Below are 24,851 nucleotides of genomic sequence, written 5' to 3' on the forward strand. Positions count from 1 at the left end.
TGCGCAAATGGCCCAGCCGCATGCGGTCGAGGTTCTGCTGCGGCCAGCGGTGGAGCTTTACACCGTGGCGGTGTGCGCCGCCGCCACGCTTCTGTGCCTGCTGGCACCGTGGTCGCTCGCGCTGAACCCGCTGCTCGGCCGGGGCTCGGCGCTGGCCTTCCTGGCCTTCGGCGCGATTCGTCTGCGCGATGCCTGGACGATCCTGCGCTATCGCCGCAACATCCGCCGCCTGCCGCGCTACGTGATGACCAGCCGCGACGTGCCGGTGAGCCAGCAACGGCTGTTCGTCGGCCGGGGCTTTCGCTGGGAGCAGCGACACACGCACCGGCTGATGCAGACCTACCGGCCGGAGTTCCGTCGCTATGTCGAGCCGACGGCGATCCATCGGGCCGCCCGGCGGCTGGAGGAGCGGCTTGAGTTCGCGCCGTTTCCCGTCTCGAAGCTGGCGCGTGCGCTGGCCTGGGACAGCCCTCTCAACCCGGCGCGGCCGCTGCCGCCGGTCGGCGGACTGCCGCGCCTGCATGGCATCGAACCGGCCGAGGTCGATGTCACCCTGCCGCTGGGCGAGCGCGTCGGCCACAGCCTGGTGCTGGGCACCACGCGCGTGGGCAAGACGCGGCTGGCCGAGCTGTTCATCACCCAGGACATCCGCCGCAAGGTCCGCGGCGAGCACGAGGTGGTGATCGCCTTCGACCCCAAGGGCGATGCGGACCTGTTGAAGCGCATGTACGTCGAGGCCAAGCGCGCCGGACGCGAAGGCGAGTTCTACGTGTTCCATCTGGGCTGGCCGGACATCTCGGCGCGCTACAACGCCGTCGGCCGCTTCGGGCGGATCTCCGAGGTGGCCACGCGCATCGCCGGACAGCTCTCGGGCGAAGGCAACAGCGCCGCGTTCCGCGAATTCGCCTGGCGCTTCGTCAACATCATCGCGCGCGCCCTGGTCGAGCTGGGGCAGCGGCCGGACTACCTGCTGATCCAGCGCCACGTCATCAACATCGACGCGCTGTTCATCGAGTACGCCCAGCACTACTTCGCCAGGAACGAGCCGAAGGCCTGGGAGGTCATCGTCCAACTCGAAGCCAAGCTGAACGACAGGAACATCCCGCGCAACATGATCGGGCGCGAGAAGCGCGTGGTAGCCCTCGAACAGTACCTGTCCCTGGCGCGCGTCTACGACCCGGTGCTCGATGGCCTGCGCAGCGCCGTGCGCTACGACCGGACGTACTTCGACAAGATCGTCGCTTCGCTGCTGCCGCTGCTGGAGAAGCTCACCACCGGCAAGATCGCGCAACTGCTCGCACCGGATTATTCCGACCTGTCCGACCCGCGGCCGATCTTCGACTGGATGCAGGTCATCCGAAAACGCGCGGTGGTCTACGTGGGGCTGGATGCGCTGTCCGACGCCGAAGTCGCGGCGGCGGTGGGCAACTCGATGTTCAGCGACCTGGTCTCGGTCGCCGGCCACATCTACAAGTTCGGCATCGACGACGGGCTGCCCGGCGCCGCGGCGGGCGCCAAGATTCCGATCAACGTCCACGCCGACGAATTCAATGAACTCATGGGCGACGAGTTCATCCCGATGGTCAACAAGGGCGGCGGTGCCGGCGTGCAGGTGACGGCCTACACGCAGACCTTGAGCGACATCGAGGCACGCATCGGCAATCGTGCCAAGGCCGGCCAGGTGGTCGGCAACTTCAACAACCTGTTCATGCTGCGCGTGCGCGAGACCGCCACCGCCGAGCTGCTGACGCGACAACTGCCCAAGGTCGAGGTGTACGCCACGGCACTGATGAGCGGCGCCACCGACAGCTCCGACCCGCACGGCAATACCGCATTCACGTCCAATACCCAGGACCGCATCAGCACGACCAGCGTGCCATTGATCGAGCCCGCGCATGTCGTGGCGCTACCGAAGGGGCAGTGCTTCGCGCTGATCGAGGGCGGCAACCTCTGGAAAGTCCGCATGCCGCTGCCGGCACCCGACCCCGACGAAGCCATGCCGAAGGATCTGCAGGAGCTGGCCGGCTATATGCGGCAGCACTACGTCGAGGCAGGAGACTGGTGGGCGAACCAAGGCATCCCCGGCCTGCAGGACAAGGCGCTGCCCGACGACCTGCTGGACGACTTCAAGCAGATGGCCGCGGCCGAAGAGTCCGAAACATGAGCGATCCGGCCGTCGCGGCCCAGCGTCAGCAGCAACGACAGCAAGGCCTGATCGCGGGTCTGGTCACGCTGCCGTTCCGCTTCTTCGGCGTGCTGTGCGGCGCGCTGCTGCTGTGCATCCTGATCGAGTGCGTCGGCATGCACTTCTTCTGGCCCGATCAGGGCTGGCGCCACGCGCAGGGCATGCTGCACTACGAGCTGGATCAGCTCTCCACGCATTTCACGCGCAGCGCGCTGGTACAGGAGCCGGGGCGCACCGCGCACCGGCTGGTCGAGCAGGGCTACGACTGGCTGTTCATGAAGAGCGGCCTGCTGGACTGGATACGCGACGCCTCGGCGCAGGCCAGCGCCGGCAGCCATCGCCCGACCAAGGATTTCCGCTACTACATCGGCCTGGTCTACGTGCATCTGGAGAGCTACCTGATCGCCTCGGCCTACACGACGCTAGTCTTCCTCGTACGGCTGCTGGTGCTGTGCCTGACCCTGCCGCTGTTCCTGATGGCCGCCTTCGTCGGACTGGTGGACGGCCTGGTGCGCCGGGACATCCGCCGCTTCGGCGCGGGACGCGAATCGGGGTTCATCTATCACCGCGCCAGGGCCAGCCTGATCCCGCTGGCCGTACTGCCGTGGGTGACTTACCTGGCCCTGCCGGTCAGCGTGAACCCGCTGCTGATCCTGCTGCCCAGCGCCGCACTGCTCGGCGCGGCGGTATGCATTGCGGCGGCGACGTTCAAGAAGTATCTCTAGCCGATGACTGGACTGGCGCTACACACTACGACCTTCATCGACCCACGGGTCATGGCGACGTAAAGGTTCTGTGCGCTCATACCCTCGATATTTAGCAGCACCGCGACTTCGGCTTCCAGCCCCTTGAGCAACAGCGTGCTGCCGACGGCGCGTTTTGGTAGCGGGCGCCCCAACAGCCGGTTCTCTTCCCGCACGCGCCGGGCCGCTTCTGCCAGAGGGACGGCCCCCGACGAGGCTTCCCGGAGCGCCTTAAGCACCCCGTAGAGGATGGCCGGCCTATGCACACGTACGTTCGGCAGTGCCCGCAGTTCCGACAACAGCGCGGCGGCCGCAGCGAGAGAGGGCGCGCGCCCGAACGCCAGTGCGCGGCTTTCTGCCTCGTTCGGAGGATTCCTTGCAGTTCCCTTTGCCAACGACTCCAGGCGCCGCGTCAACTCCGCCACGCCCACATTGGTCATGACGCTCTGCGCCAGCGCCAGTAACTGCGCGAGAGCATTCGGTGCCCCCGCATCAAAGTTGCTAGCGAAGGCGATGAGGTCTTGCAGATCGACGGCCTCGACCGTCGAAGCGCCCGGCGTCTGGCTCGCAAAGTTCTGCTGTGCTGCTCGGTTGCGGCTATCGGCGATGATGAGCACGCGCCCGTCAGCGGTTGGCGATGCCGTCCTCGCAGCGGCTAGGCGCTGGGCATGGTCGTTGGGTGGTAAGGCCTGCATCCAGGTCACATGCTCCGGTGGCCCACTACGCAGGTCCACCGACTGCCCCGCCGCCAACAACCGGCGAGCCTCCAGCAACCATTGTCCCAGCGCTTCCGCGCCGGCGTTGCGCCATCGCCAGGGCGTTGCCAGTTCCCCGACGACAGGAAAATGCGCGCACACGTGCTGGTTCCAATCGGCCAGTGCATTGCCCCGGAACCCGAAGATCGCCTGCATGGGGTCGCCCAGCACGCAGGTCGGCAAGATCAACGAGAGGAAATAGACGATGTAGTGCTGAGGCACCGAACAATCCTGGTACTCATCCACGATCAGGTGCGCATACGAGGCTTTCAGCACCTCACTGACGTGCCCGGCCTGCAGGAGCTTCCAGGCGGCGTCGCGGATTGCCGGGTAGTCCCGCGCAGGTGCAGTCAGCCGCAGAATCTCCGGATCGTGGGCGCTGCGGCCCGGAAAGGTCGAGATGAGCCGGATGGCCCAGCCATCGATCGTGCTCAATCGATAGGCGCTGGCTGGCACACCGGCGCGGTCCAGCCGGCCACGCAAGGCCGCGACCCCGGCATTCGTGTGTGTCAGCACGAGAATGGGCTTGTTGCCCCGATGACCGGCAAGCGCGTCGGCAATCAGCTGTGTCTTGCCGCAGCCGGCCGGTGCGGTGACGGTTCCGCGTTGGATTGCACGAAGGTCGATTTCAACGTGGTCCATCAGTGGCCCACCCGAATACCTGGTCCATCAGAGCGCGGAATCCCTGATCGCAAAGATGCAGGTCCGGTGCAACGATGGTCCTCGCCACGTCCTCCATCCACGAGATTTGCTTGAACCAGCCAGCCTTTCGGATGCGCGCCGCCTGACCAAGGATGGCCCTGCGTCCGGCCGACAGGAGGCCGGTGTTCTGGATTTCGTCCCAGATCTGCTGGAAGGTGAGCGTGTTGTTCGAGACAGTGCGCAGGTGTTCGACGATCAGGTCGCCATGCAATTCGTTGGCGTAGCCGATCAGCCTCTGGCAGGCAGCCGGCGTGAGACTGCCGAACAGCTCGTCCTCCAGCGCCCGGCCCGCGCGGTAGGCGACGACGGTGCCACCGTTCTCGACAAAAGTCTGCTCGACCGCAGGAGTGGGCTTCTTGTCGTCGTCGCGCAGCACCATCACCCGGTAGCCGAGAGACTGGAACGCTGCGGCGCGGGCATACGGTCGATCCGGCTCCCCGCCACCGCAGTCGACGAGGGCCACGCCCAATGCAGCCAGTGACGCATTCCCCTGGTCAAGCCTGTATAAGTCCAGCCCGCGCAGCAGGCCTATCTCGCTGGCTCCCTCGCACACGACCACGGAGCCAGCCAGGAAGGCCTCGGGGTAGAGGCGGATCGTGCTCTGGATGTCATTGTCGGCGCCGACCAGGCGAGCCTCATGGCCGAGGGGGCCGCGGCGCAACACGAAGAGCTGGCCGCCAGACAGTTCTCTCAGCGCCACGGGTGAGTGGGTGGTGAGGAACACCTGCAGCGGAGCAGCGGCCTCCTTGGCGCCGAGGGAGCCCAAGAACCTCGCGATGCGGTGCGGCTCCAGCCCGTACTCCAGTTCGTCCGAGAGCACGATCGACGCCTGACCGGCCGCCTTGCGCTGTAGGCCAGCGACAAGCAGACGCGTGGACCCGACGCCCAGGCTGCGAAGCGGGATGCCGCTTTCGTTGTGCAGGGAGATGGTGCCGCCACCGAACGACACCGAATGCGAATCCAGCAGCGCCTTGGCCTTAGCGCCGATGTTGACGCCCAGCTCCTGAGCAGTGGCGGTGACGATCCCCAGCGCTTCTCCCAACTGTTGTTCGGCCTGGTCTCCGAAGGCACTCCGCGCATCTCTGGCGGCCTTGACGAGGGCGGCCGAAGCGTCGGCTCGCTCTTCCGAGATGCGGTTCAGTACCGAGCCGCGCTGCCATCCCAGGTTGAAGTCCGCCAGCGCGCCGATACGAGTGGGCGCCAGGGCGACGCGATCCTTCCATGCGAGCGTCTTGACGATGCCTTGCTGTGCGGCGCGGTCGGAGACGAGGGTCCACGAGGGCTCCAGGTCACTGGCGACCGTCAGGTTCAGGCAGAGCACAACCTCCGCGCCGGCAGAGGGCTCGTCTTCGACGACGCCAGTGTTGGCGTGGTATCCGCGCAGGAATGCACCAAAGCCCTCCAGCGTCCTCATGCTGTCATCGAGGTCGCCGAGCGTCAGCGTGATGCTGATTGGGGTTGTGATGTCCAGGCCGAAGAAGTCCGCATCCGAGAACTGGACATAGCGTCTGGCCCCCAGGCATAGGTCGATCGCGTCCAGCACCGTGGACTTGCCGCTGTCGCCCGGGCCGATCAGGCAGTTGATGCCAGGCGTCGGGCACCAGGTCAGCAGCTGGATGCCGCGGAAGTTGGCGATCTGGATTTTTCTGATTCGTGCCATGCCTATCCCCCGCGCATTGAAGCCGCTCCCACTGAAATCGCAACACCTCACTATCCACTCGGGCCGCCTGCTGCAGGCCTCCTGCCCAGTTCTCTACTTGGTAGGGCGAGACAGCGACTCGGCAAGCTCCAACAACTTTGCGACGTCCTCTGCGGGCAATGACGCCTCCTTGAGGTATCGCACTAAAGCCATCGCTTCAGGCTGCGTGTGCAAGTAGTCGACGACTTCAGGGTCAGTCGAAGGCGATAGGCGGAACAACACGTCGGGATCTGCCGCCAGCACCTTCGCTAGAGCTTTGATGACCTCAGGCCTAGGCGGAGACTCCTTGCCACGCTCGATACGGCTCAGGTAGGCCGGCGAAATGCCGACTAAGCCTGCCGCCTCGCGTAAGCCAAGGCTCTGTGCCACCCGAAGGTCGCGAATCGTCTCTCCAAAGCTACTCATGCCGCGCATCCTACCTCAGGTGTTTAGTGTTGTGCAACATTTAACACACTTAGTAGACTACTCCGTTGTTTGGTAAAGTTTGCTCTTTCCTGCCGATCTTGGGCCAGGACCATGCCGGCCAACCTGCCCAGGTCGTCACTTTTCAGGAGCGAACAGATGCTTGGGGAAGAAGTGTTCACGGTTAAAGAGGTCGCCACGCTCTTAAAGGTCGGCGAGAAGACGGTCTACTCCATGGCCCAGGCTGGAGAACTACCTGCGTTCAAGGTGCGAGGTCAGTGGCGATTCGCCCGAAAGGACATCGATACATGGATAGAGCAGCAGAAACACACAACCCATGATTTCGGCGAGGAAGACCAGAAATGACCCCAGCCTCGGTGAGCGGAGTTTTTATATGAGCAGAAAGAAGAACAAGCAGGCCGAGAACACCATCCCGGCGGGATACACGCTCGACTACGTTTCCGGCAAACAGGTCAAGGAAACGAAGAAGGAGCTGGTCCGGCAGCGGGTCGTTCGCGCTTTGATCCACGAATACGGATTCTCGCCGGAAGACATGGAGCTGGATTTTTCCATTGGCGGCCGCAAGAAGGTGGACGTGGCCATCTTCCACCATGGCAAGGAACACACCATCGAAAACCTGGGCCGCGCAGTGCTCTGCCGCCAGGAGCCGAACGTCGGCAAGAATGCCGTGCGTATCCGCGACTTCGAGCAGGCCGCCAAGGACCTCGATGAGATCGAGACCATCATGCGTGAGGTCGACGCGGTTCAGTACGGCCTGTGGACCAACGGCCTGGAGTTCTTCTTTGTCGAGAAGGAACAGAAGCGCTTCGAAACCAAGTGCAACCCCATCGGCGACTGGCCGATGGCCGAAGAGTCGGTCGGCACCAAGGAGGTCATCTCCGATGCCCATACCCGCATCGCCGACAACGAGATGCTCAAGATCACCTTCCGCCGCTGCCACAACTACATCCATGGCAACGAGGGCATGCCCAAGGATGCCGCCTTCTGGCAGTTCCTCTATCTAATCTTCTGCAAGATGCACGATGAGAATCTTCGCGGCAAGCAGCGCCAGGCCTGGAAACGCCGGTTCTGGGCTGGCCCGAAGGAGCAGTTCGAGCCACAGGGCCGCAAGGCCATCCGTGCCCGTATCGAGGAGCTCTTCACCGAGGTCAAGAAGCAGTACAAGAACATTTTCCGGGGCAACGAGGAGATCACCCTCTCCGACCGGGCGCTGGCCTTTATCGTTTCTGAATTAGCCAAATACGATTTCACCCGCACGGATGTCGATGCCAAGGGCGTGGCCTACCAAGAGCTGGTGGGCGTCAATCTGCGCGGCGACCGTGGTCAATATTTCACTCCCAGGGGCGTGGTGAAGCTGGTCGTGGAAATGCTCGATCCCAAGGAGAGCGAGACGCTGCTGGACCCGGCCTGCGGAACCGGCGGCTTCCTGGTCGCCACCCTGGGACACATGCTGAAGAAATTCCGCGAGGAGCAGAATACCCAGGTCGGAAACGAGAACACCACCGAGCTTCTGAACGTCCACGAGCGGCTGAAAGAATACGCCGCCGCCAACGTGTTCGGGGCCGACTTTGACCCATTCCTGATCCGCGCCGCCCAGATGAACATGGTGCTGGCGGGTGACGGCCGGGGACACATTTACAACATCAACTCCCTGGAATTCCCGCTGGGACATCTGGCCGATCTGCCCTCCGCCAAGAAGGAGATCCCGCTGGGGTCGGTGGATATCATCGCCACCAATCCTCCGTTCGGCTCCGACATCCCGATTACCGATAAGCATATCCTGGAGCAATACGAGCTGGCCCATAACTGGGAGTCGGATGGCGAAGGCGGTTTCCGCAACACCGGCAACGCCAAGGGTAGCGTCGCGCCCGAGATTCTCTTTATCGAGCGCTGCATCAAGTGGCTGAAGCCTGGCACCGGCCGCATGGGCATCGTCCTGCCCGACGGGGTTCTCGGCAACCCGGCGGCCGAGTACATTCGCTGGTGGATCATGCGCGAAACACAGGTGCTCGCCTCCGTCGACCTGCCGGTGGAGGCCTTCATCGCCGAGGCCAACGTCAACATCCTTACCAGCCTGCTGTTCCTGCGCCGCAAGAGTGAAGAGGAAAAACGCGCCGAAGCCCTGGGCGGCATCGATGAATATCCGGTCTTCATGGCCGTGGCCGACAAGGTTGGCTTCGACCGTCGTGGCAACAAGCTCTACAAGCGCACCCCGGATGGCGAAGAGATCGTCGAGCCCAAACAGCATATCGAGCGCATCCGCATCGGCGGGCGCTTCGTGGAACGGACCCTGACCCGCAGTGAAAAGATCGAGGACAACGATCTGCCGGTCATCGCTGAGAAGTACCGCGAATTTCTCAAGGAGCAGAACGGATGAGCGATCAAGACGACATCATTGAAGCCCCGCAGGATGCTGCCGAAGAGAGCGGCCCGGATAACTTTTTCATCGACATCCTGACCGGCAACAAAGAGAGCGCCTCGGCCAAGAAGCTGCTGGTGCAGAAAGTTCTGCGCCAGCTCATCGAGAGCTACGGCTTTGATCGGAACGACCTGGAGGTCAACTACAACCCCCAGATCCCCGGCCAGGGGCGCAAGCGCATCGACATCGCGATTTTCCGCCCCGATGCCGAGCATAACAATGAAAACCTGCAGCGGATCATCGTCTGCAAGACTCAGAAGAAGCGCGACAAGCTCCGTTCCATTGCCGAGGCCGACGCCGACCTGCGCGAGCTCAAGGAGCTGCTGGAGCTGATCCCCGGCGCGACGCTGGGCATGTGGACCAATGGCCAGGAGGAGTTCCTGTTCCAGGTCGAGCGCACCCGCTTCGAGGTCCGAGCCAAGCCGCTGGGTGTCTGGCCGGTTCCTGGCGAACGCACCACCGATCTCGACCGCACCGGCGGTGTCATTCAGGTCAGCGCCGAGGCGGAAGACCTGGAAGACGCCCTGATGCGCTGCCGCCAGTATCTGAACCGCAACCTGGGCCTCGACCACAAGGATTCCTTCAAGCAGTTGGCCGTGCTGATGCTGGCCAAGATCCACGACGAGACCCTGCCCACCGGTGAACGCAGATTCTGGATCAGGGGCGACGAGCCTTTCACCGAGGCGGGTCAACAGGCCATTGCCCAGCGCATCAACGAATCCATTACCGCCGCCAAAGCCTGGCAGCCGAACCTGCTGACCCGTGGTTGGGATCTGACGCTGGAACCCCACGAGACCGCCCGCGTGGTCATGGAGCTGGCTCGCTACTCCCTGAGTGAAACCCAGCCCAGATACCGCACCGGGGCCTTCCGTGCGGTCGCCCGCAGCGTGATGGACGGGCGCGAGGGCCGCTACCCAACGCCGCTCAACGTGGCCGAAATGGCGGTGGAGATGCTCGACCCGCAACCCGGCGAACGCATCATGGACTGCTCCAGCGGTACCGGCACTTTCCTGGCCATGACCGCCGCGCACATCTTCAAGAAGAAACTGGCAGGTCTCGGCACCACACCGGAAGAGGCCACCAACGAACAGATCCGTCAGGCGCAAAACGAAACCGCCGCCTGGGCGGCCAGCAATGCCTTGGGCTGCGACATCGATCCCTTCCTGGCCGTCGCCAGCCGCATGAACCTGCTGTTCACCACCGGCAATCCTGGCCGCGTGTTCCGCATCGACGCCCGCACCTTCCCGGATGGCGATCTGGATGGCACCGAAGCCGCCCGCCCGGCCATGCCGCTGGGCAGCATGGATATGGTTCTGCTCAACCCCTGGTTCTCCACCCAAGACACGGTGAGCGACACCTCCATCCTGGAGCGCTATGACCTGGGCAACAACTGGGAGCGCGACGAAGAAGGTGGATTCCGCAACACCGGCAATCTGAGCACCGGTGGCGTGCCGCCCGAGGTGCTGTTCATCGAACGCGCCCTGCAATGGGTGAAGCCCGGCACCGGCCGAGTGGGCATCCTGCTGCCCGATGGCTTGCTGGGCAATCCCAGCGATGAGTACGTGCGCTGGTGGATTCTGCGCCACTGCGAGGTCATGGCCTCGGTTGACCTGCCGGTGGAGCCGTTCAAATTCACCGTCAAGGAGTATGGCCTGACGCCCGCCTTACCCAGCCTGCTGGTTCTGCGCCGCCGCAGCCAGGAGGAACTGTTCAATACCGAGCACCCGGAATACAAGGTCTTCATGGCTGTGGTGGATCGGGCCGGTGTCGATGCCCGGGGCAATCTCCTGTTTCAGCGAGCCCCCGATGGCGAGGAACTGGTTTTCGATGAGGAAGTGATCGAGCGGGTTCGTGAAGGCGGCGAAGTGGAAATCCGCCGGACCACGCGCCGCAACCGCCGCATTCATGACGAGCTGCCGCTGGTGGCAAAGAAATACAAGGAGTTCCGCGCAACCGGTGAGGTGACGTTATGAGTAGAAAATTTCAATGCAAAGCGATTCCAAGCACCTGGCTGGAAAATAATGGTCGTCGCCTCGACTGCGGGCCGTATATGTCGGGAGCTGTTGAAGCAAAAGAACTGCTAAAAAAGCACCGTACTGAGCCTCTGAGGGATTTAACAGCCGGGCACAATGGCGGCATTTTTAATGGCCCTCGGTTTCCGAGGACATACGTTGACGACATAACGAATGGTGTTCCATTCCTCGGAAGCACCGACATTCTCGACGCAGATTTGTCGTATGTTTCTCTGTTATCCAAGAAGCAAGTTGGTGGAAACCCGGCTTTAGTCCTTGATGAAGGATGGACCCTTATTACTTGTTCGGGAACCATCGGGCGGATGGCTTACGCTCGTTCGGATATGAAAGGTATGGCTGGATCTCAACACTTCATGCGAGTTGTACCAGAGGTTGAGGAAATTCATCCAGGTTATCTATACGCATATCTCTCCAGTCGCTTCGGTGTGCCCATCGTTATGTCAGGGACATATGGTGCGATCATCCAGCACATTGAGCCTCATCACATAGCAGATCTTCCAGTGCCGCGTCTCGGAGAGGTAGAGCATAAGGCTCATGATTTAATTCGTCAGGCCGCAATTGCGCATGTAGAGTCAATTGAGCTTAGGAAAAAAGCTGGTGCTCTCGTAAATGAGATTTGTGGTTTTCCTAAAAAATTGGCTCCTGCGGCACGTATGTTTGCCTATTCATCGGCAAATTCGAGTTCTGTATTAAGAAGGCTTGATGCGACATATCACAACCCAATAGCGCAGAAAGCAGAAGAATTAGCGAAAGCTGCAAACGGTATTGCCCTTTCAGCCGCCGGTGTCTTTGGCTTCGAATCAAACCGCATGAAGCAGGTTTTCGTCGAAGAAGGCTACGGAACGCCATTCATTACAAGTGGTGGCATTTTCTCGAAAACCATCATGCCAGAGCGCTATTTACGAAATCAGCTCCTTGGGAAAGATGAGTCCTGGCGCATCAATGAATACGATACGCTTATTGCTCGCAGCGGTCAGGTAGGAGGGATTATTGGTCGTGGCGTCTGGGCGGACACCCGCTTGGATGGTTTAGCCGCGTCTCCGCACATTCTGAGACTGCGCCCTACAAGCGAGGAATTTCCTCCTGGATACGTCTATGCCTTCCTATGTCTGACCGATGTTGGTTACCAATTACTGGCGAGAACGGCCGCAGGTAGCTCCATCCCATTCCTGCCGCTGGATGCCGTGCTTGAGATTAAAATTCCAACCACTCCTTCACTGCAGCAGCGCCAACAAATCGATGCGTTAGTGAAGCGTGCTGGTGAGCTGCGCAAGCAGTCGCAAGAACTCGAAATGGAAGCGGTCGCCCTCGTCGAACGCACCATCGAGGAGGGCGACCGCTAATGGCGAAGGTCATACCCATCGGGCAACCCGCGAACGAATCTGAACGCCAGGCCATTGGTTTCCTTCGGGACCATCTGCCCGATGGCTGGCTGATCTTCCACAACTTCGAGATGCGCCAGGGGCAGGAGGTGTTCGAAATCGACATCGCCATCCTCGCGCCTCACGCGGTGTATCTGGTGGATGTCAAAGGGACGCGGGGCAACATCGATGTGTATGGCTCCAAGTGGTACCCCGAGGGGCGGCAGCCGTTTTTCTCACCGCTGGCCAAACTGCGCAGCCACGCCAAGACCATGGCCACCATCATCCGCGAGAGCAACACCGGCCTGATCGAATTGCGCAAGGCCCACGTACATGCCACGGTGCTGCTGACCGCCGATGATGCCGCCGTGTTCGACCAGGCAGGTATCGACAGCCCGGACGTGACCGACTTCAAGCACTGCCTGAAATACTTCCGTGACCAAAGCCGTATCCCGGATAACCGGCTGGGTAACATCACCCGTTTCCACTCCCAGATCGCCAAGGCGATTACCGGTAACGCCAAGCCCAAGAGCGCGGCGCTGGTGTTCCGTGACTGGCAGGTCGAAGAGAAGCTTGGCGGCACCGACCGCTACACCGAGTACCGCGCCAAGCACAACCTGCTAGGCAAGAGCGGCGGCATGGCTCGTTTGCGGGTCTATCAGGCCGACCCCTACCAGGACGAGGCCGCCCGCAAGGAAGAGTTCAAAAAGATCAGCAACGCCTATCGTGCCGTGGCGCACATGCCGACCCACGCCAACGTGCTGGCGGTGAAGGATCTGTTCGTCTCCGACGATGAAGATAAGGTGGTGCTGGTCACCGAGGACCTGCCCGGGCAGGCCCTGCGCCTGCACATCAACAAGGCCTCCCTGGCGCTGACTTTTGACCAAAAGCTTCAGGTGATGCGTGACGTGCTGTCGGCCCTGGACCATGCGCACCGGCACGAGGTGATCCATCGCAATCTCACCCCGGACGCCATCCTGGTGACCAAGGGCGGCCAGGCGCGTGTGACCGGTTTCGACTTTGCCCGGGTGGGCAAGAGCCGCACCTCCACCATCGCCGATCAGATCATTGATGACCTGGAAACCGCCTACCAGGCTCCGGAGTGTTTCAAGGACCCGACTCAGGCCAGTATCGCCTCCGATTTGTACGCAACTGGGCTGATTCTCTATGAGCTGCTGACCGGCGAACTGCCATTTGAAAGCGTCGACCAGATGATGGAGGCCGACGGCAAATTCCCGATGAAGCCCTCCGAGCACAAGCTGGATCTCCCCAAGGGCATCGACGAATGGCTGCAAAAGTTCTGTGAGTTTGATCCGGAAGAGCGTCATGCCAGTGCGGCCATTGCCCGTAAGGCGCTCGACGACTTGATTTTGCCCGAGGCCAGGGATGAATCCGCAGCGGATATCGGCGGCCCCGCCGTGGCGCTGCCGCAACTCCCTGACAACCTGACCAACCTGCCGCAGGATTTTATTCTGGCGGATCGCTTCCGCATCCAGAAGAAATTGGGTAGTGGTGGTTTTGGGGTTGCCTACAAGGTGTTCGACTCCCTGGGCGATGTGGTGCGGGTCATCAAGCTGGTGACCAAGGATCGCCGCAGCGTTTATGAGCGCCTGCGCAGGGAATACAAGACCCTGACCAATCTGCCGGACCATCCGCACGTGGTGAAAGTGGTCTGGGCGGATCGCATGGCCGACGCCAAGCAGACGCCGTACATCGTGTTTGAGTATGTGGAAGGCCTGGATGTCTCGGATTTGATCGATGCCGAGGCGTTGTCCCTGGAAGATTCGGTGTGCATCGTGCGTGAATCCGCCGAGGGGCTTGGCCACCTGCACAAACACGGGGTTTACCATCAGGACGTCAAGCCTTCCAACCTGCTCTGGACAGACAAGGGTGTTCGCATCATCGACTTTAACGTTGCGGTCACTGAGAATGACGAGGTTCAGGGCGGTGGCGGGACACGCCGCTATCTGCCCCCGGACTACGACTACTCGTCCGAGCCGGATGCTTCGGATCGCATGGACCGTGACCTCTATGCCCTGGGCATCTCCTTCTATGAGTGCCTGACCGGCAAATATCCTTTCGACGAGCCCACACCGCCGATCAAGACCCAGCCCAAGGACCCGAAACAGTTCAAGGGCTGCGCTGATTTGAGCAGCTCACTGGTCAATGTGCTGGTGAAGATGGTTGCTCCCGAGAGAAAGGATCGCTTTGCTTCGGCTGAAGAGCTCCTGATCGCCCTGGCCGAGGTCAAGCGCCTGCGCTCGGTGCTGACGACCGGCGAGATTGGTACCGGACCCAAGGTGGTGTCCAATCTGGGTTTCGAGCCGACCAAGCCCAACACCAACCCCTTTGTAACCCACCTGCTGACGCTCTATAGCCAGAGCCAGGTGTCCAACGCAGGCACCCGTGGCCTCGACGAGGTTGGCAAGGCCACCTACGTGCCGACCTATCTGGACGAGAAGCTCAAGCCCGCTCTGCTCAAGGGCGAGTTCCGGCTGGTGATCATCAGCGGTAACGCCGGCGACGGCAAGACGGCCTTCATCCAGCAGTTCGAGGCCTTTGCCGAGAGCAAAGGCGCACAGATACAGCGCGGCGCGAACGGGGCTGTGTTCCAGCTCAAGGGGCACACCTACCAGAGCAACTACGACGGCAGCCAGGATGAAGGTGACGAGCGCAATGACGCTGTGCTGCAAAGGTTCTTTGCGCCCTTCGCGGGCAAGGACAAATCCGGCTGGGCAGAAAACCAAACCCGTTTGATCGCCATCAACGAGGGTCGTCTGGTCGATTTCTTCCTGGAGCATGAAGAGGAGTTCCCGCTGCTCGCCAAGCAGATTCAGCAGGGGTTGGCCGGAGCCGCTCCGGACGGCGGTATCGCGGTCATCAACCTCAACCTGCGCTCGGTGGTCGCCGAACCCGAGGAAGGCCAGCCTTCGATTCTGGAGCGGCTGATCGCCCGCATGACGCAGCAGGAATACTGGCAGGCCTGCGAGAAGTGCGACCTGAAGGGCAAGTGTTTCGCCTACCATAACGCCCGGACCTTCCAGGACCCGGTTGCCGGACCCAAGGTGATCGAGCGTCTGAAGATGCTCTACACCATTACCCACCTGCGCGGGCGACTGCACATCACCATGCGCGACCTGCGTTCGGCGCTGGCCTTCATGCTGGTCGGCACGCGTGATTGTGATGGCATTCACCAGCTTTACCAGAACGGCGGCGAGGAAAATCAGAACCGCATTCTTGATGGCTTCTATTTCAATTCCTGGCTCGGCGGTGGCGAAGGCTCGAACGACCGCTTGATTTCGCTGCTGCGCGAGATTGATGTGGCCGAAGTCAGCAACCCCGATCTGGACCGCGAGCTTGGTTTCCTCAATCCCAAGACCAAGGCCATGAGCCGCTTCTCGTTCGCGGAGCGGGCCGGGTATGACAATGAACTGGTGGAGACGCTGTTCCGCAATCTGCCTCGCGATTACTCGTCGAAGAACCGTGCCCGATTGATCGCCAAGCACCGGAATTACCTCTCACACATGCGCCGCCGCCATTTCTTTGAACGACGCGACATCGGCTGGAAGGAGATGCTGCCTTACGGAAGCATCGATCCCTTCCTCGATGCCATTGAGCAGCCGGGAGCGAAAAGCGCCGATGAAGTGACCGCCATTCTTCGGGCCATCAACCGGGGCGAAGGTCTGAGCGATCCGGCGCGGCTGGGCAACCAGTTGGCGTTGCGTGTCCGCCAGGTGGAGAAGGGCACGGTCCGCAGTTACCGCCTCTTTGACGGCGACCATTTCATGCTCCGCACCGAGCAGGAAACGGCGGCCCATCCTTTCCTCGAGTGCCTGTCTCAGGCGCTGGTGCTGCTTTATGACTCCGGCGACGGGCACAAGGCCAGCCTGCGCATCAATCTCGACATCTATGAAATGCTGATGCGGCTAAACAGCGGCTATCGCCCCAGCATTGAGGAGCAGGAAGGTTTCTACCTGAGTCTGGCGGTATTCAAGAACCTGCTCGCTTCAGTGCCATACAAGGAAGTGCTGTTAACGAAGGCTGGACACAAATTTTACGAGATTCGCCGGGAGGATGGTGGCCGACTGGTGATGGAAGTGTCGGAGAAGGGGGCTGAATATCATGTCAATTAAGGGGCGCGACAAGGAGTTCAGAATCCCAAAGGTTTCTTATCTCGACTTTAAACATATCGAGATGGACCGTGTATTAACGATGCTCTTTCCTCGCCTCAAGTATGAGGGGTACGCCAGTCGCAGGCCCCCCAGAGGCGGAGACCTTTCTGTAGATGAGTTTCTGGAGGACTTTCTAGAGCATCCAGAGTGGTTTGCTGGCTTCGATAAACACCCCGATATCACTCGCGCATGGATTGAAACCGACCTTATGGATTTGGTCAATCGCGGCAAGAGCAACCAGGCGCTTGCGGCGCCCAGGCCGTTGCATGGCAACACCTATAAGTTCCGCAACGCCAAGCATACACGTGATTACGGCGCGGCCGAGCAGACCTACTGGATGCTTTTCTATGCCCGCAAAGGCAAAGGCCAAGCGGCGCGCGATGCGTTGAAGCGTTTCTTCTTCCCGGGAATCGACCTGGTGACGGACCGCTACGATCCCAACGCATCTGTGGATGTGGAAACGCAGGCCGTCCTGCGTCTGGATCATCAGGTTACCCAGGACATGAAGGACTCCAAGGAACCGTCGCGCTTCCAGCCGCTCTGTATCGGCCAGGCTGATATTATGGCCGACGATATTCTGCGGCTACTGGCCTATGAGCCCTACGTTCCGCGTTCGGTGCTGGTGGATTACCTCAAAACCCTGATGGCATTCCATCTGGCGCTCTACCACCTCAAGCTGCTGCAGATGCTGCCCAGGCTGGTGAAACAGCGCTCCGGCAACGATCTCTGCACTGCCAAGGAATGCCCGATCAACCCAGGCCTCGACAATGCGCTGGAAGGCTGTCCTTACCGCGTGGCGCTGGTCGTGGACATGGGCGACGTCAACAATCCGCATATGGGCGAGTTGGCTCGCAAGTCCACTGACCGGCTCTATCGTCAGATACCGGCCTTTGTGCAGGCCAACTTCGTCGTCAAGAAGCTCGATGAGATGGCGGAATACCTGAGCAAGAAGACGGGCAAGCTGGCTACCCCTGGTGGCGGCGTGTTCACCGTTGGTGATCTGGTATCCCTGCTGAAGCCCGAGCACGACGCCGAGCGTCAAGCCTACTTCAAATTCCGCCTGGCGAGCCTGATCGAGGAATCGACCTCCGGGAACGAGGACGTCGATCCGGAGATCCGGGAAGTCACTGGCATGGGCCTGGGCGAGTTCGAATCCTTCATCGAAATACTGATGGCGTATCGCGGCAAGTATCACCGCCAGTACATCACCGAGTGTCTGGACTCGCTGATGCTGAAGAACAAAGAGAATGGCCTGCTGGCCCAATCCCGGACCAAGGGAAGTCCTCGGCGATTTGTGCTGGGAAGCAAACTGCTCGAAGTGCTCCTTCAGGTGGCCGTGCTCACCCAGGACGGCGGGCGTTTCGTGACCCGCGAGGTCCGCATCGAGGAATTGCTGGCCTTTTTGAGAAACCGCTACGGCCTTCACATCGACCGGCTGCCGGAAGGAGCTCAGGGCAACAGCAGCATCCTGGATAGACGCGCCCTGCGCCTCAACCTCGAAGCCTTCAAGCGCCGCCTGCGTGAAATCGGATTCTACGAAGACCTGTCGGATGCCTACGTGACCCAGAAGGTATCGCCCCGCTATGCGATTGAGAGAAATGACGGAACTGATAACAACGGGAGGCACGCATGAGTAACGCGTTCACCAAGCTTTCCCAGGATAAACTGAACGCGGCGGTAGCTGGTCTGCTGTGCCCTCGTATCGAAGCGATCCTGGGTGATCGTGGCCCAGGCCACTGCATGCGGGTCACCGATCTTGATGACGATGTCATGGAGTCGGTCTGCAAGGAACTGCGGCGAACCCGGCCCGACGGAAACATCTTTATCCTCGGCAGCCATGACCAGGAGGGCATGCCTTTCCGGGTGACCTCCACCAAGCTGGTGGAACTTCGTAACCCTGACGCGAACGGCGAGCTGCGCCAGCCTTTGCTGGTCTTCATTCCGACCTCGCTCCGTACCAGCGCCGAGGATTCCTTTGGCGTGGCCACCTTCGAGGAGTTGGCTTTCACCGGCATCTACGAGGACCTGATCGACTCGCTGCTTGACCGGCTCCCGGCAACGCTGGTCGGCCATGTCCGTGATCTTTTGGGCATCCTCACCGAGGAGGAATGGCTGTTTGCCGACGATGTTTCCCGCGTGGGGTATCTGCTCACCGCGCTCGAAAACGGGATTGATGGAGAAACCCTTGGAGCCAGCCTCTACGAATTGACGTTGATTCCTGACTTCAAGCTCTTTGCCGATCCCGGCATGCTCAATGGCAAGATTCGCCGTAACCTCGGCAGCGTCCGCAGTCTGATGACCTCGCACAAGTCGGTGCGTGGCCGTATTGCCGATCTGGGGCTCAGCGACAAGGCATTGGAGTCGCGCCTATTCGCCTACTTTGAAAAATACGATGTCCAGGAGCCCGAATCCTGGACGCCGCCCATCGCGACCGACAAGAGCTGGTGGAGCATATCTTTCGACAAATGGACCTTCCAGGAAGAGCTTTCGCTGGACAAGGTTCTTCTGACGGTGCTGGAGACCGACTTGCCGGTCGTTGCGGAGGATGAGACCGACGACCAACTCTCCGGCCTCATCGGACAACAGGTTCTGGTCCCGAACGACCGCCGCAAAATGAACGTGGTGTTCGAGGTTAACCCTCACCCCGGCAAGGTCAGCGGGCTTGACCATTTTACGGTGCAAATCATTTCACAGAATGACGGCCCGGTAGGAAAATCCAAAAAGGTCAAAGCCTGGACGCCCAACCGCCTGCAATGCACGACCAACCTGGCCAAACTCAATAAAATCGAATTCGAGGAAGGATGGCATTTCATCCGTGTAATGCCTTGGACGGCCGATGGCGATCCGATTCCGCTCGAAGCAGATTCCGCCTCCGAGGGAGCTAAACGCTCTTACGAGAGTGAACCTTTCTACGTCCTGCCCGGTGGCAACATTGAGGAAGAACCGCCGCAACGCGCCATCCCAATTGAGCAAAGTTTGGAGCATGCACGTTTCCGGCTGCAACTGACTGCCCTGGGCGACGAACGCGATCCCGATGATATCGCCATCAGTGGTGTCGCCTGGGCCGAGGGCGGTCGTTCCAAAAAGACCTCCCGCCAGGAAACCCTGCACGCAAAATTCGGCCGTGAGGGCGCTGTTCAGATCCCGCTTTCGCGTATGCTCAAAACCATCGAGCAGCGCATCTTGGCGGAGCCCAAGCACCCGTCGGGCTGGCGAATGCAGATCAACCTGGATACCGCCGAGCCGCCCTCCGAGGTCGGACTCACGTTGCCATCTTCTGCCGCGATGGCTTCCTTCCTGGCTGCTCGCGAAGAGTTTTTTGCAGCGGTGCGCAAAGACACTGCCGAGCTGATCATGCAGGGGCTGTCGTTCCGGGACTCGGAAAAGGAATGCCTCGCCTATGCTGAAAGCTACCTTGACTTGGTAAGGAGCCTCATCCGTCAGGCCGAGACGACTTCCGGTGCCGAGCGTCAGCAACACCTGCAAGCGCTCAGAAATGTGCTGGCCGTTGATTCCATTCATGTCATCTTGACCGACTTCCGTGGAAGGCATCGCGAGGCTGTTTTGGTCTCACCAACCCATCCGCTCCGCGCCTTGTGGCTGAGCAGTTGGGTCATCCTGGGCAAGGATTGGATCGAGAAGATCAAGTCAGGTGGGAAAGATCACATCCCTCACGTCCGTTCCGCCCTGTTGGATGGCCTTGTGCCCTCTGCCTATCCGGTCGCTATTCCCGTCGAGGATGGTCGCATCTTCACTCCGGTGGACAACCTGAATGCGTTTTGGGCGCTCTACGCCCCGACCACCGAGGAGAATTCCCGTGGCCTGATGGCGGAGATCTGTTCGGCCCTCGGATTGGCCGAGCCCTCTGCGGCGGGGACCGATATTTCCGGAAAGGTCATTGCGGACAAGATCGAGCGCTACCTCTCCCAGCATCCCTATGTGAGGGAGCTATCCCTGAACATCTTCAATCCCGGGGCCGGTTCGGTGATAGCGGAGGCCCTGATATCGCTCCAGCAGAAGCGTGAGCATGCCGATTTGCGCTATGACGTGCGGCTCTTTACCACCGATCCCGACTCACCTGTTTTGGGCGAGGCTCTTGAGTCGATGGTCCGTCCCGGAGCCACGGTAAACGAGGCCGCCGACGCATTTGCGACCTCAACGGGCAGCCATCTGTTCTCCAAACTGAACTTGGCCAAGCACCCCCTGAATGAATTCCATGCAAATTCCAAGGAGTTCCCGGCCCACATCAGTGTTCTTCTGGATGTGTTTCCCGCCGAGGAGCTTTCCATTGCAGAGAAGCCGATGGGCGTGACCCCACTGCATGGGCTGATACAGGACTTCGACACTGAATTCGTCGATGACGATTCGGGAACCTTCTGGAACAAGCGGCCGATTGTCGGGCGCTCCCTCGGCGCGGACAACCATGCGGCGTGCTTCGATTTGCTGTCGTCCCTGAGCCGACACCTCTGCTTTGCTACCTCAGCGGTTGCTGCTTCTGGTGCCAGCTTCAAAGCTGTGCCTGTGGTGACCCTTGGCCTCGATGTGGCCCAACGAGAACTGATCTACGAGGTTCACCAGATCAGCGATTGGGTGTTCACCATCGACCGAAATATGGGGATTGAGTTCTTCGACCATGGCGGCCGGAAGAACAGACCGGACTATCTGATTGACTATGTGCCGGGAGCCAGCTCCCAGGCGACACACAACCTGATCATCTCGTCGCGCTCGAACGATGAACTGGAGGCGATGCTGAAGCCGGTGCTGCTTGAGCATGGCTTGTCCGCCGACGGCGAGCAGTCGGTTCAGATCCTGGCAAATCTGCGGTCACTGTCCGGTCAACTAGCGCTCAAGCTGATTTCTGCTCGCACACAACAGGCGGAAGCACTTGGTCTGGCTTTGGCTCGGTTCTACCTCGAATATCAGGGCGCATTGAGCAATCAGGTCATTGTGCCGTTGGATGCGCACACGGACCTGTACCGCTCAAGCGGTGAGTCAGACGATGTCAATGATGCAATCAGCCTGCAACGCACCGACTTGGGATTGTTCGACTTGGATTTGAACACCAGAACGATCACTTGCAACCTGGTCGAGGTGAAATGCTATTCGCAAGTGGGCGACTTTGCGGCCTTCAACCAACTGAAGGAACGGATTTCCGCCCAGATCAATCAAAGCGAGCGCATCCTCCAGCGCCACTTTGACCCGGCCTTGAAGAAGCCCGACCGGCCGGATAGGTTGCTCAAGAGCCGGGAGTTGGCTCAGATCCTTCGTTTCTATCTAGAGCGCTCACTGCGTTACGGGATCTTTGATGCGACTGTTGCGCAGGAAGCACGAGGGCTACTTGAATCCATCGAGCAGGGCTACTCGCTTCAGTTCAGACGCTGCGCCCTGATCTTCGACTTCGATAAGACCGGAACCGAGGCCCCCGACAACGAGGTTGGCATTGAATTCCACCGCATCGGTAAGGATCTCATTCGCGCCTTACTGGAGAACTGCCGCAAGCCTGTTTCCGTCGAGATTGAGGAAGAACCGACCACGCACCTTCTTAGCGAGCAGTTCATACCGAACGTGCCAAAACTTGAGACAGCGGCCTTTATCGCACCCAAGAGAGCGCGGTCAACGTCCTGGACGGTGGATGAGCTCTGGGACGATGATCCGGAGGTACCAATCACCGCGCCAGCACCCCCGACCGCAGAGGGAGCACCTGCGCCTGCTCACCAAGAGGCAGAAGAACAGGCGAGCCCTGTCGAGCCAACCCCTCCGTCTTCTATCGCTTCGGAAGTAGAAAAGGATGACGAACAACCTGCCGTGGCTGCCGTACCGGAAGCGCATGCTGAACCAGAGCATGGAGGGCACCTGGCGTCCGAGCCTGTGCCTCAAGCAGAGGCCTGCTATGACATCATGCTCGGCGTCAATGGCGACTCGCCTCAGTACGGATTACTCGGAGAGGTCTCCGGTAGAAAGGTCGCGCTAGATCTCAACCACACCCACACGATTAGTCTCTTTGGGGTTCAAGGCGGCGGCAAGAGCTACACCCTTGGAACGGTGATCGAGATGGCCTCCATGCCGTTCCAGCATATCAACGTGCTGCCAAGCCCGCTTGCCACGGTCATCTTCCATTACAGCCCGACGCAGGATTATGCGCCGGAGTTTACCTCGATGATCAATTCGAACTCGGTGGATGAGGAGATTCGCGTCCTTCGCGAACGTTACAAGGCCAACCCAGAAGCGCTGAAAGATGTGCTGATTCTTACGCCTGCGAACAAGGTGGATGATCGCCGGGCCGAATACCCGGATATCGAGGTTAAGCCGATTGCTTTCTCTGCCTCCGAGCTTAAGGCCGCCCACTGGAAATTCCTGATGGGTGCGATTGGCAGCCAGAGCATGTACATGCGCCAAATCAATCTCATCATGAGGGGACTGCGCGACAACCTGACCTTGGACGCCCTACGAGCAGGCATTGATAACTCTGGCCTGTCCGATCACCTGAAGGAGCTGGCCCAGACGCGCCTGCTGTTCGCCAGTGAATACATCAACGATAACCAACGGCTTCAAGACCTGATTCGTCCGGGCCGCTTGATCATTGTGGATCTGCGTGACGAGTACATTGAAAAGGATGAAGCGCTCGGTCTGTTCGTGGTGATGTTGCAGATTTTCTCGGAAGCCACTTACCAAGGAGGCGCCTTTAACAAGCTCGTGGTATTTGACGAAGCCCACAAGTACATAGAGAACGATGATCTAGTTTCCGGATTGGTTGAAGTGGTTCGGGAAATGCGACATAAAGGCACCAGCATCATGGTCGCGTCCCAAGACCCGCCATCGGTTCCCGTTTCTCTAATTGAGCTGTCCTCACAGATCATCATGCACAAGTTCAACTCACCAGCCTGGCTTAAGCATATCCAGAAGGCCAATGCCGCCCTCGGAGAGTTGACTTCCGAGAAAATGAGTCACCTCGGTGCAGGCGAAGCCTATGTTTGGTCAAGCAAGGCCTCAGATGACTCGTTCACCCGCGGCGCAGTGAGAATCAAATGCCGTCCACGCATCACCCAGCATGGCGGCAGCACAAAGACAGCAGTTGCTAACCAGCAATAGCAATGCGAGCAGGCCTCACCAATCTGAACAAAGCGAAGGCGACCTCCACCAAATGAGAACTCCCCTCCTGTGGGAGTGAGTTAGGCACTTCAGCCCCCTCCTGGAACCCATTTACGGACGGGGTGCGGCTCTCCTGCTCCCGCACCCCAACCGCGCCACGCCAACCACGAACATAAATCCGGCACCCTGCCGATTCCGATTGTTTGCAGCAGGTTCCAGCCGACCACCGCAGCATCCCACCATCCAGATGACTGCGGAACGGCGTGATGACACCCCTTGGCAACCTGGCGCCCCCCTTCCGCCGTGTGCCGGCCCTGGCCTTGGCGCTGGCCATTGCGCTGGCCGGAGCATCGCCCGCATCCGCCACCGACGGCCTCGCCTTGGAGAGTGAACAGCTCGCCGCCCTCGCCCACCAGCTCGACCTGATCGACCGATTGGCCGAGCACGCCGCCAACACCGCTCCGCAGTCACGCGCCCGCCATCACTTCGACTACGCCCGATTGCGTGCCGACCTGAAGCGCGTTCGCGCCGGCCTGCAGGACTACCTCGTGCCCCAGCGCGCCCAGCCGCGCGATCCCGTCCCGCTGGCCGGCGATTACGTCCGCCGCGACCGCACCGACGACGAGGAGCCATCGCCATGACGCCCTCTGCCGATCAGGTCGCCGCCTTCCAGGCCAACGGCGGCTTTGCGCCTTCGGCCGTCGCTGCCGTGGTGCTGGGCTTCGTGTTCGCCGTGTTGCTGCTGTGGGGCGTGTGGGCCATGCGCACGGCCTACGTGGGCTGGGCCGAGAACCGCATCAACCAACGTCAGTTCCTGGGCGTCTGTATCCGCTTCGTGGCGATGTACCTGGTGCTGACCTTCTTCCTCCTCTCCTGATCACCACGAAGGGCCATCGATCATGCACATAGCTCCGACTACTTTTCGCGTTCCCTCGCGCATCGCCGCGCCGCTGGCACCGCTGGTGCTCCTGGGGCTGCCGCCTTCCGCGTTCGCGCAGGGCCTGCCGACCATGGAAGATCCATCGCGCGGCCAGGGCAGCGGCATCCTGCAGACCTTGCAGAACTATGGCTATGACATCGTGCTGCTGGTCGCGCTGCTCGTGGTCGCCTCGATGTTCGTCGGTGTCTGCTATCACGCCTACACACGCTACTCGGAGATCCACACCGGCCGCGCCACCTGGGGTCAGTTCGGCCTGACGGTCGCCGTGGGCGCGATCCTGCTGGTGGTCGGCATCTGGCTGCTCACCAAGGCCACCGGCGTGCTGTGAGG

15 protein-coding genes are annotated in these 24,851 nt (G+C 60.6%); 12 read left to right on the plus strand and 3 right to left on the minus strand.

The genetic code is table 11. The annotated features are described in order from the left end of the window. Positions 1-7: 7 nt before the first annotated feature. Together traD and D9R12_RS04770 are read left to right on the plus strand one after the other, a co-directional pair. On the plus strand, positions 8-2,164 hold the full coding sequence (gene traD, locus D9R12_RS04765; RefSeq protein WP_122228594.1) for a type IV conjugative transfer system coupling protein TraD: 2,157 nt from the start codon (positions 8-10) through the stop codon (positions 2,162-2,164). Beyond that, entirely contained in the window at positions 2,161-2,910 is a 750-nt protein-coding gene (locus D9R12_RS04770; protein WP_122228597.1) for a TIGR03747 family integrating conjugative element membrane protein, read from the plus strand. Before traD ends, D9R12_RS04770 begins: the two co-directional genes overlap by 4 nt. On the opposite strand, the gene D9R12_RS04775 is transcribed toward D9R12_RS04770, so the two are convergent. The 3 genes from D9R12_RS04775 to D9R12_RS04785 form a co-directional block, all read right to left on the minus strand. After that, positions 2,907-4,325 (minus strand): UvrD-helicase domain-containing protein, encoded by a 1,419-nt coding sequence (locus D9R12_RS04775; RefSeq protein ID WP_122228600.1) that lies wholly within the window; start codon positions 4,323-4,325, stop codon positions 2,907-2,909. The two genes, D9R12_RS04770 and D9R12_RS04775, sit on opposite strands and share 4 nt — an antisense overlap. Next, positions 4,312-6,045, minus strand: coding sequence for an ATP-dependent nuclease (locus D9R12_RS04780; protein WP_122228603.1), 1,734 nt, complete (start codon positions 6,043-6,045; stop codon positions 4,312-4,314). Before D9R12_RS04780 ends, D9R12_RS04775 begins: the two co-directional genes overlap by 14 nt. Positions 6,046-6,138: 93 nt before the next feature. Continuing rightward, complete coding sequence (locus D9R12_RS04785; protein WP_024889609.1) at positions 6,139-6,489, minus strand: helix-turn-helix domain-containing protein; 351 nt, start codon at positions 6,487-6,489, stop codon at positions 6,139-6,141. A 156-nt stretch (positions 6,490-6,645) separates the two neighbouring features. On the opposite strand from D9R12_RS04785, the gene mads1 reads away from it, so the two are divergent. The 10 genes from mads1 to D9R12_RS04835 all read left to right on the plus strand — a co-directional run bounded on the left by mads1 (position 6,646) and on the right by D9R12_RS04835 (position 24,849). Then, complete coding sequence (gene mads1 / locus D9R12_RS04790) at positions 6,646-6,852, plus strand: methylation-associated defense system helix-turn-helix domain-containing protein MAD1 (RefSeq protein ID WP_024889608.1); 207 nt, start codon at positions 6,646-6,648, stop codon at positions 6,850-6,852. Between the two features lie 28 nt (positions 6,853-6,880). Further along, positions 6,881-8,884, plus strand: coding sequence for a methylation-associated defense system DNA methyltransferase MAD2 (mads2, locus tag D9R12_RS04795; protein WP_122228607.1), 2,004 nt, complete (start codon positions 6,881-6,883; stop codon positions 8,882-8,884). Continuing rightward, entirely contained in the window at positions 8,881-10,899 is a 2,019-nt protein-coding gene (gene mads2, locus D9R12_RS04800; protein ID WP_122228610.1) for a methylation-associated defense system DNA methyltransferase MAD2, read from the plus strand. The genes mads2 (D9R12_RS04795) and mads2 (D9R12_RS04800) overlap by 4 nt, the downstream gene beginning before the upstream one ends. Further along, on the plus strand, positions 10,896-12,302 hold the full coding sequence (gene mads5 / locus D9R12_RS04805) for a methylation-associated defense system restriction endonuclease subunit S MAD5 (protein ID WP_122228613.1): 1,407 nt from the start codon (positions 10,896-10,898) through the stop codon (positions 12,300-12,302). The genes mads2 (D9R12_RS04800) and mads5 overlap by 4 nt, the downstream gene beginning before the upstream one ends. After that, the gene (gene mads6 / locus D9R12_RS04810; RefSeq protein WP_122228616.1) at positions 12,302-16,453 is read left to right on the plus strand and encodes a methylation-associated defense system protein kinase MAD6; all 4,152 of its coding nucleotides are present in this window, start codon (positions 12,302-12,304) and stop codon (positions 16,451-16,453) included. The genes mads5 and mads6 overlap by 1 nt, the downstream gene beginning before the upstream one ends. Further along, positions 16,443-18,125: a methylation-associated defense system protein MAD7 gene (gene mads7, locus D9R12_RS04815; protein WP_122228619.1), complete on the plus strand. Its 1,683-nt coding sequence runs from the start codon at positions 16,443-16,445 to the stop codon at positions 18,123-18,125. The genes mads6 and mads7 overlap by 11 nt, the downstream gene beginning before the upstream one ends. Beyond that, the gene (gene mads8 / locus D9R12_RS04820; RefSeq protein ID WP_122228622.1) at positions 18,122-23,581 is read left to right on the plus strand and encodes a methylation-associated defense system ATP-binding protein MAD8; all 5,460 of its coding nucleotides are present in this window, start codon (positions 18,122-18,124) and stop codon (positions 23,579-23,581) included. The genes mads7 and mads8 overlap by 4 nt, the downstream gene beginning before the upstream one ends. A gap of 266 nt (positions 23,582-23,847) precedes the next feature. Beyond that, the gene (locus D9R12_RS04825; protein WP_122228626.1) at positions 23,848-24,222 is read left to right on the plus strand and encodes an integrative conjugative element protein, RAQPRD family; all 375 of its coding nucleotides are present in this window, start codon (positions 23,848-23,850) and stop codon (positions 24,220-24,222) included. Beyond that, a complete protein-coding gene (locus D9R12_RS04830) occupies positions 24,219-24,458 on the plus strand; it encodes a TIGR03758 family integrating conjugative element protein (protein ID WP_122228629.1) in 240 nt (79 codons plus the stop codon). The genes D9R12_RS04825 and D9R12_RS04830 overlap by 4 nt, the downstream gene beginning before the upstream one ends. A 22-nt stretch (positions 24,459-24,480) precedes the next feature. Beyond that, positions 24,481-24,849 carry a TIGR03745 family integrating conjugative element membrane protein gene (locus tag D9R12_RS04835; RefSeq protein ID WP_122228632.1) on the plus strand — a complete coding sequence of 123 codons (369 nt, stop codon included), beginning with the start codon at positions 24,481-24,483 and terminating at the stop codon, positions 24,847-24,849. The last annotated feature ends 2 nt before the right edge of the window (positions 24,850-24,851 follow it).

The sequence above is a fragment of the Pseudoxanthomonas spadix genome, assembly GCF_003703395.1.
In the GTDB taxonomy this organism is placed as follows: Bacteria; Pseudomonadota; Gammaproteobacteria; order Xanthomonadales; family Xanthomonadaceae; genus Pseudoxanthomonas_A; species Pseudoxanthomonas_A spadix.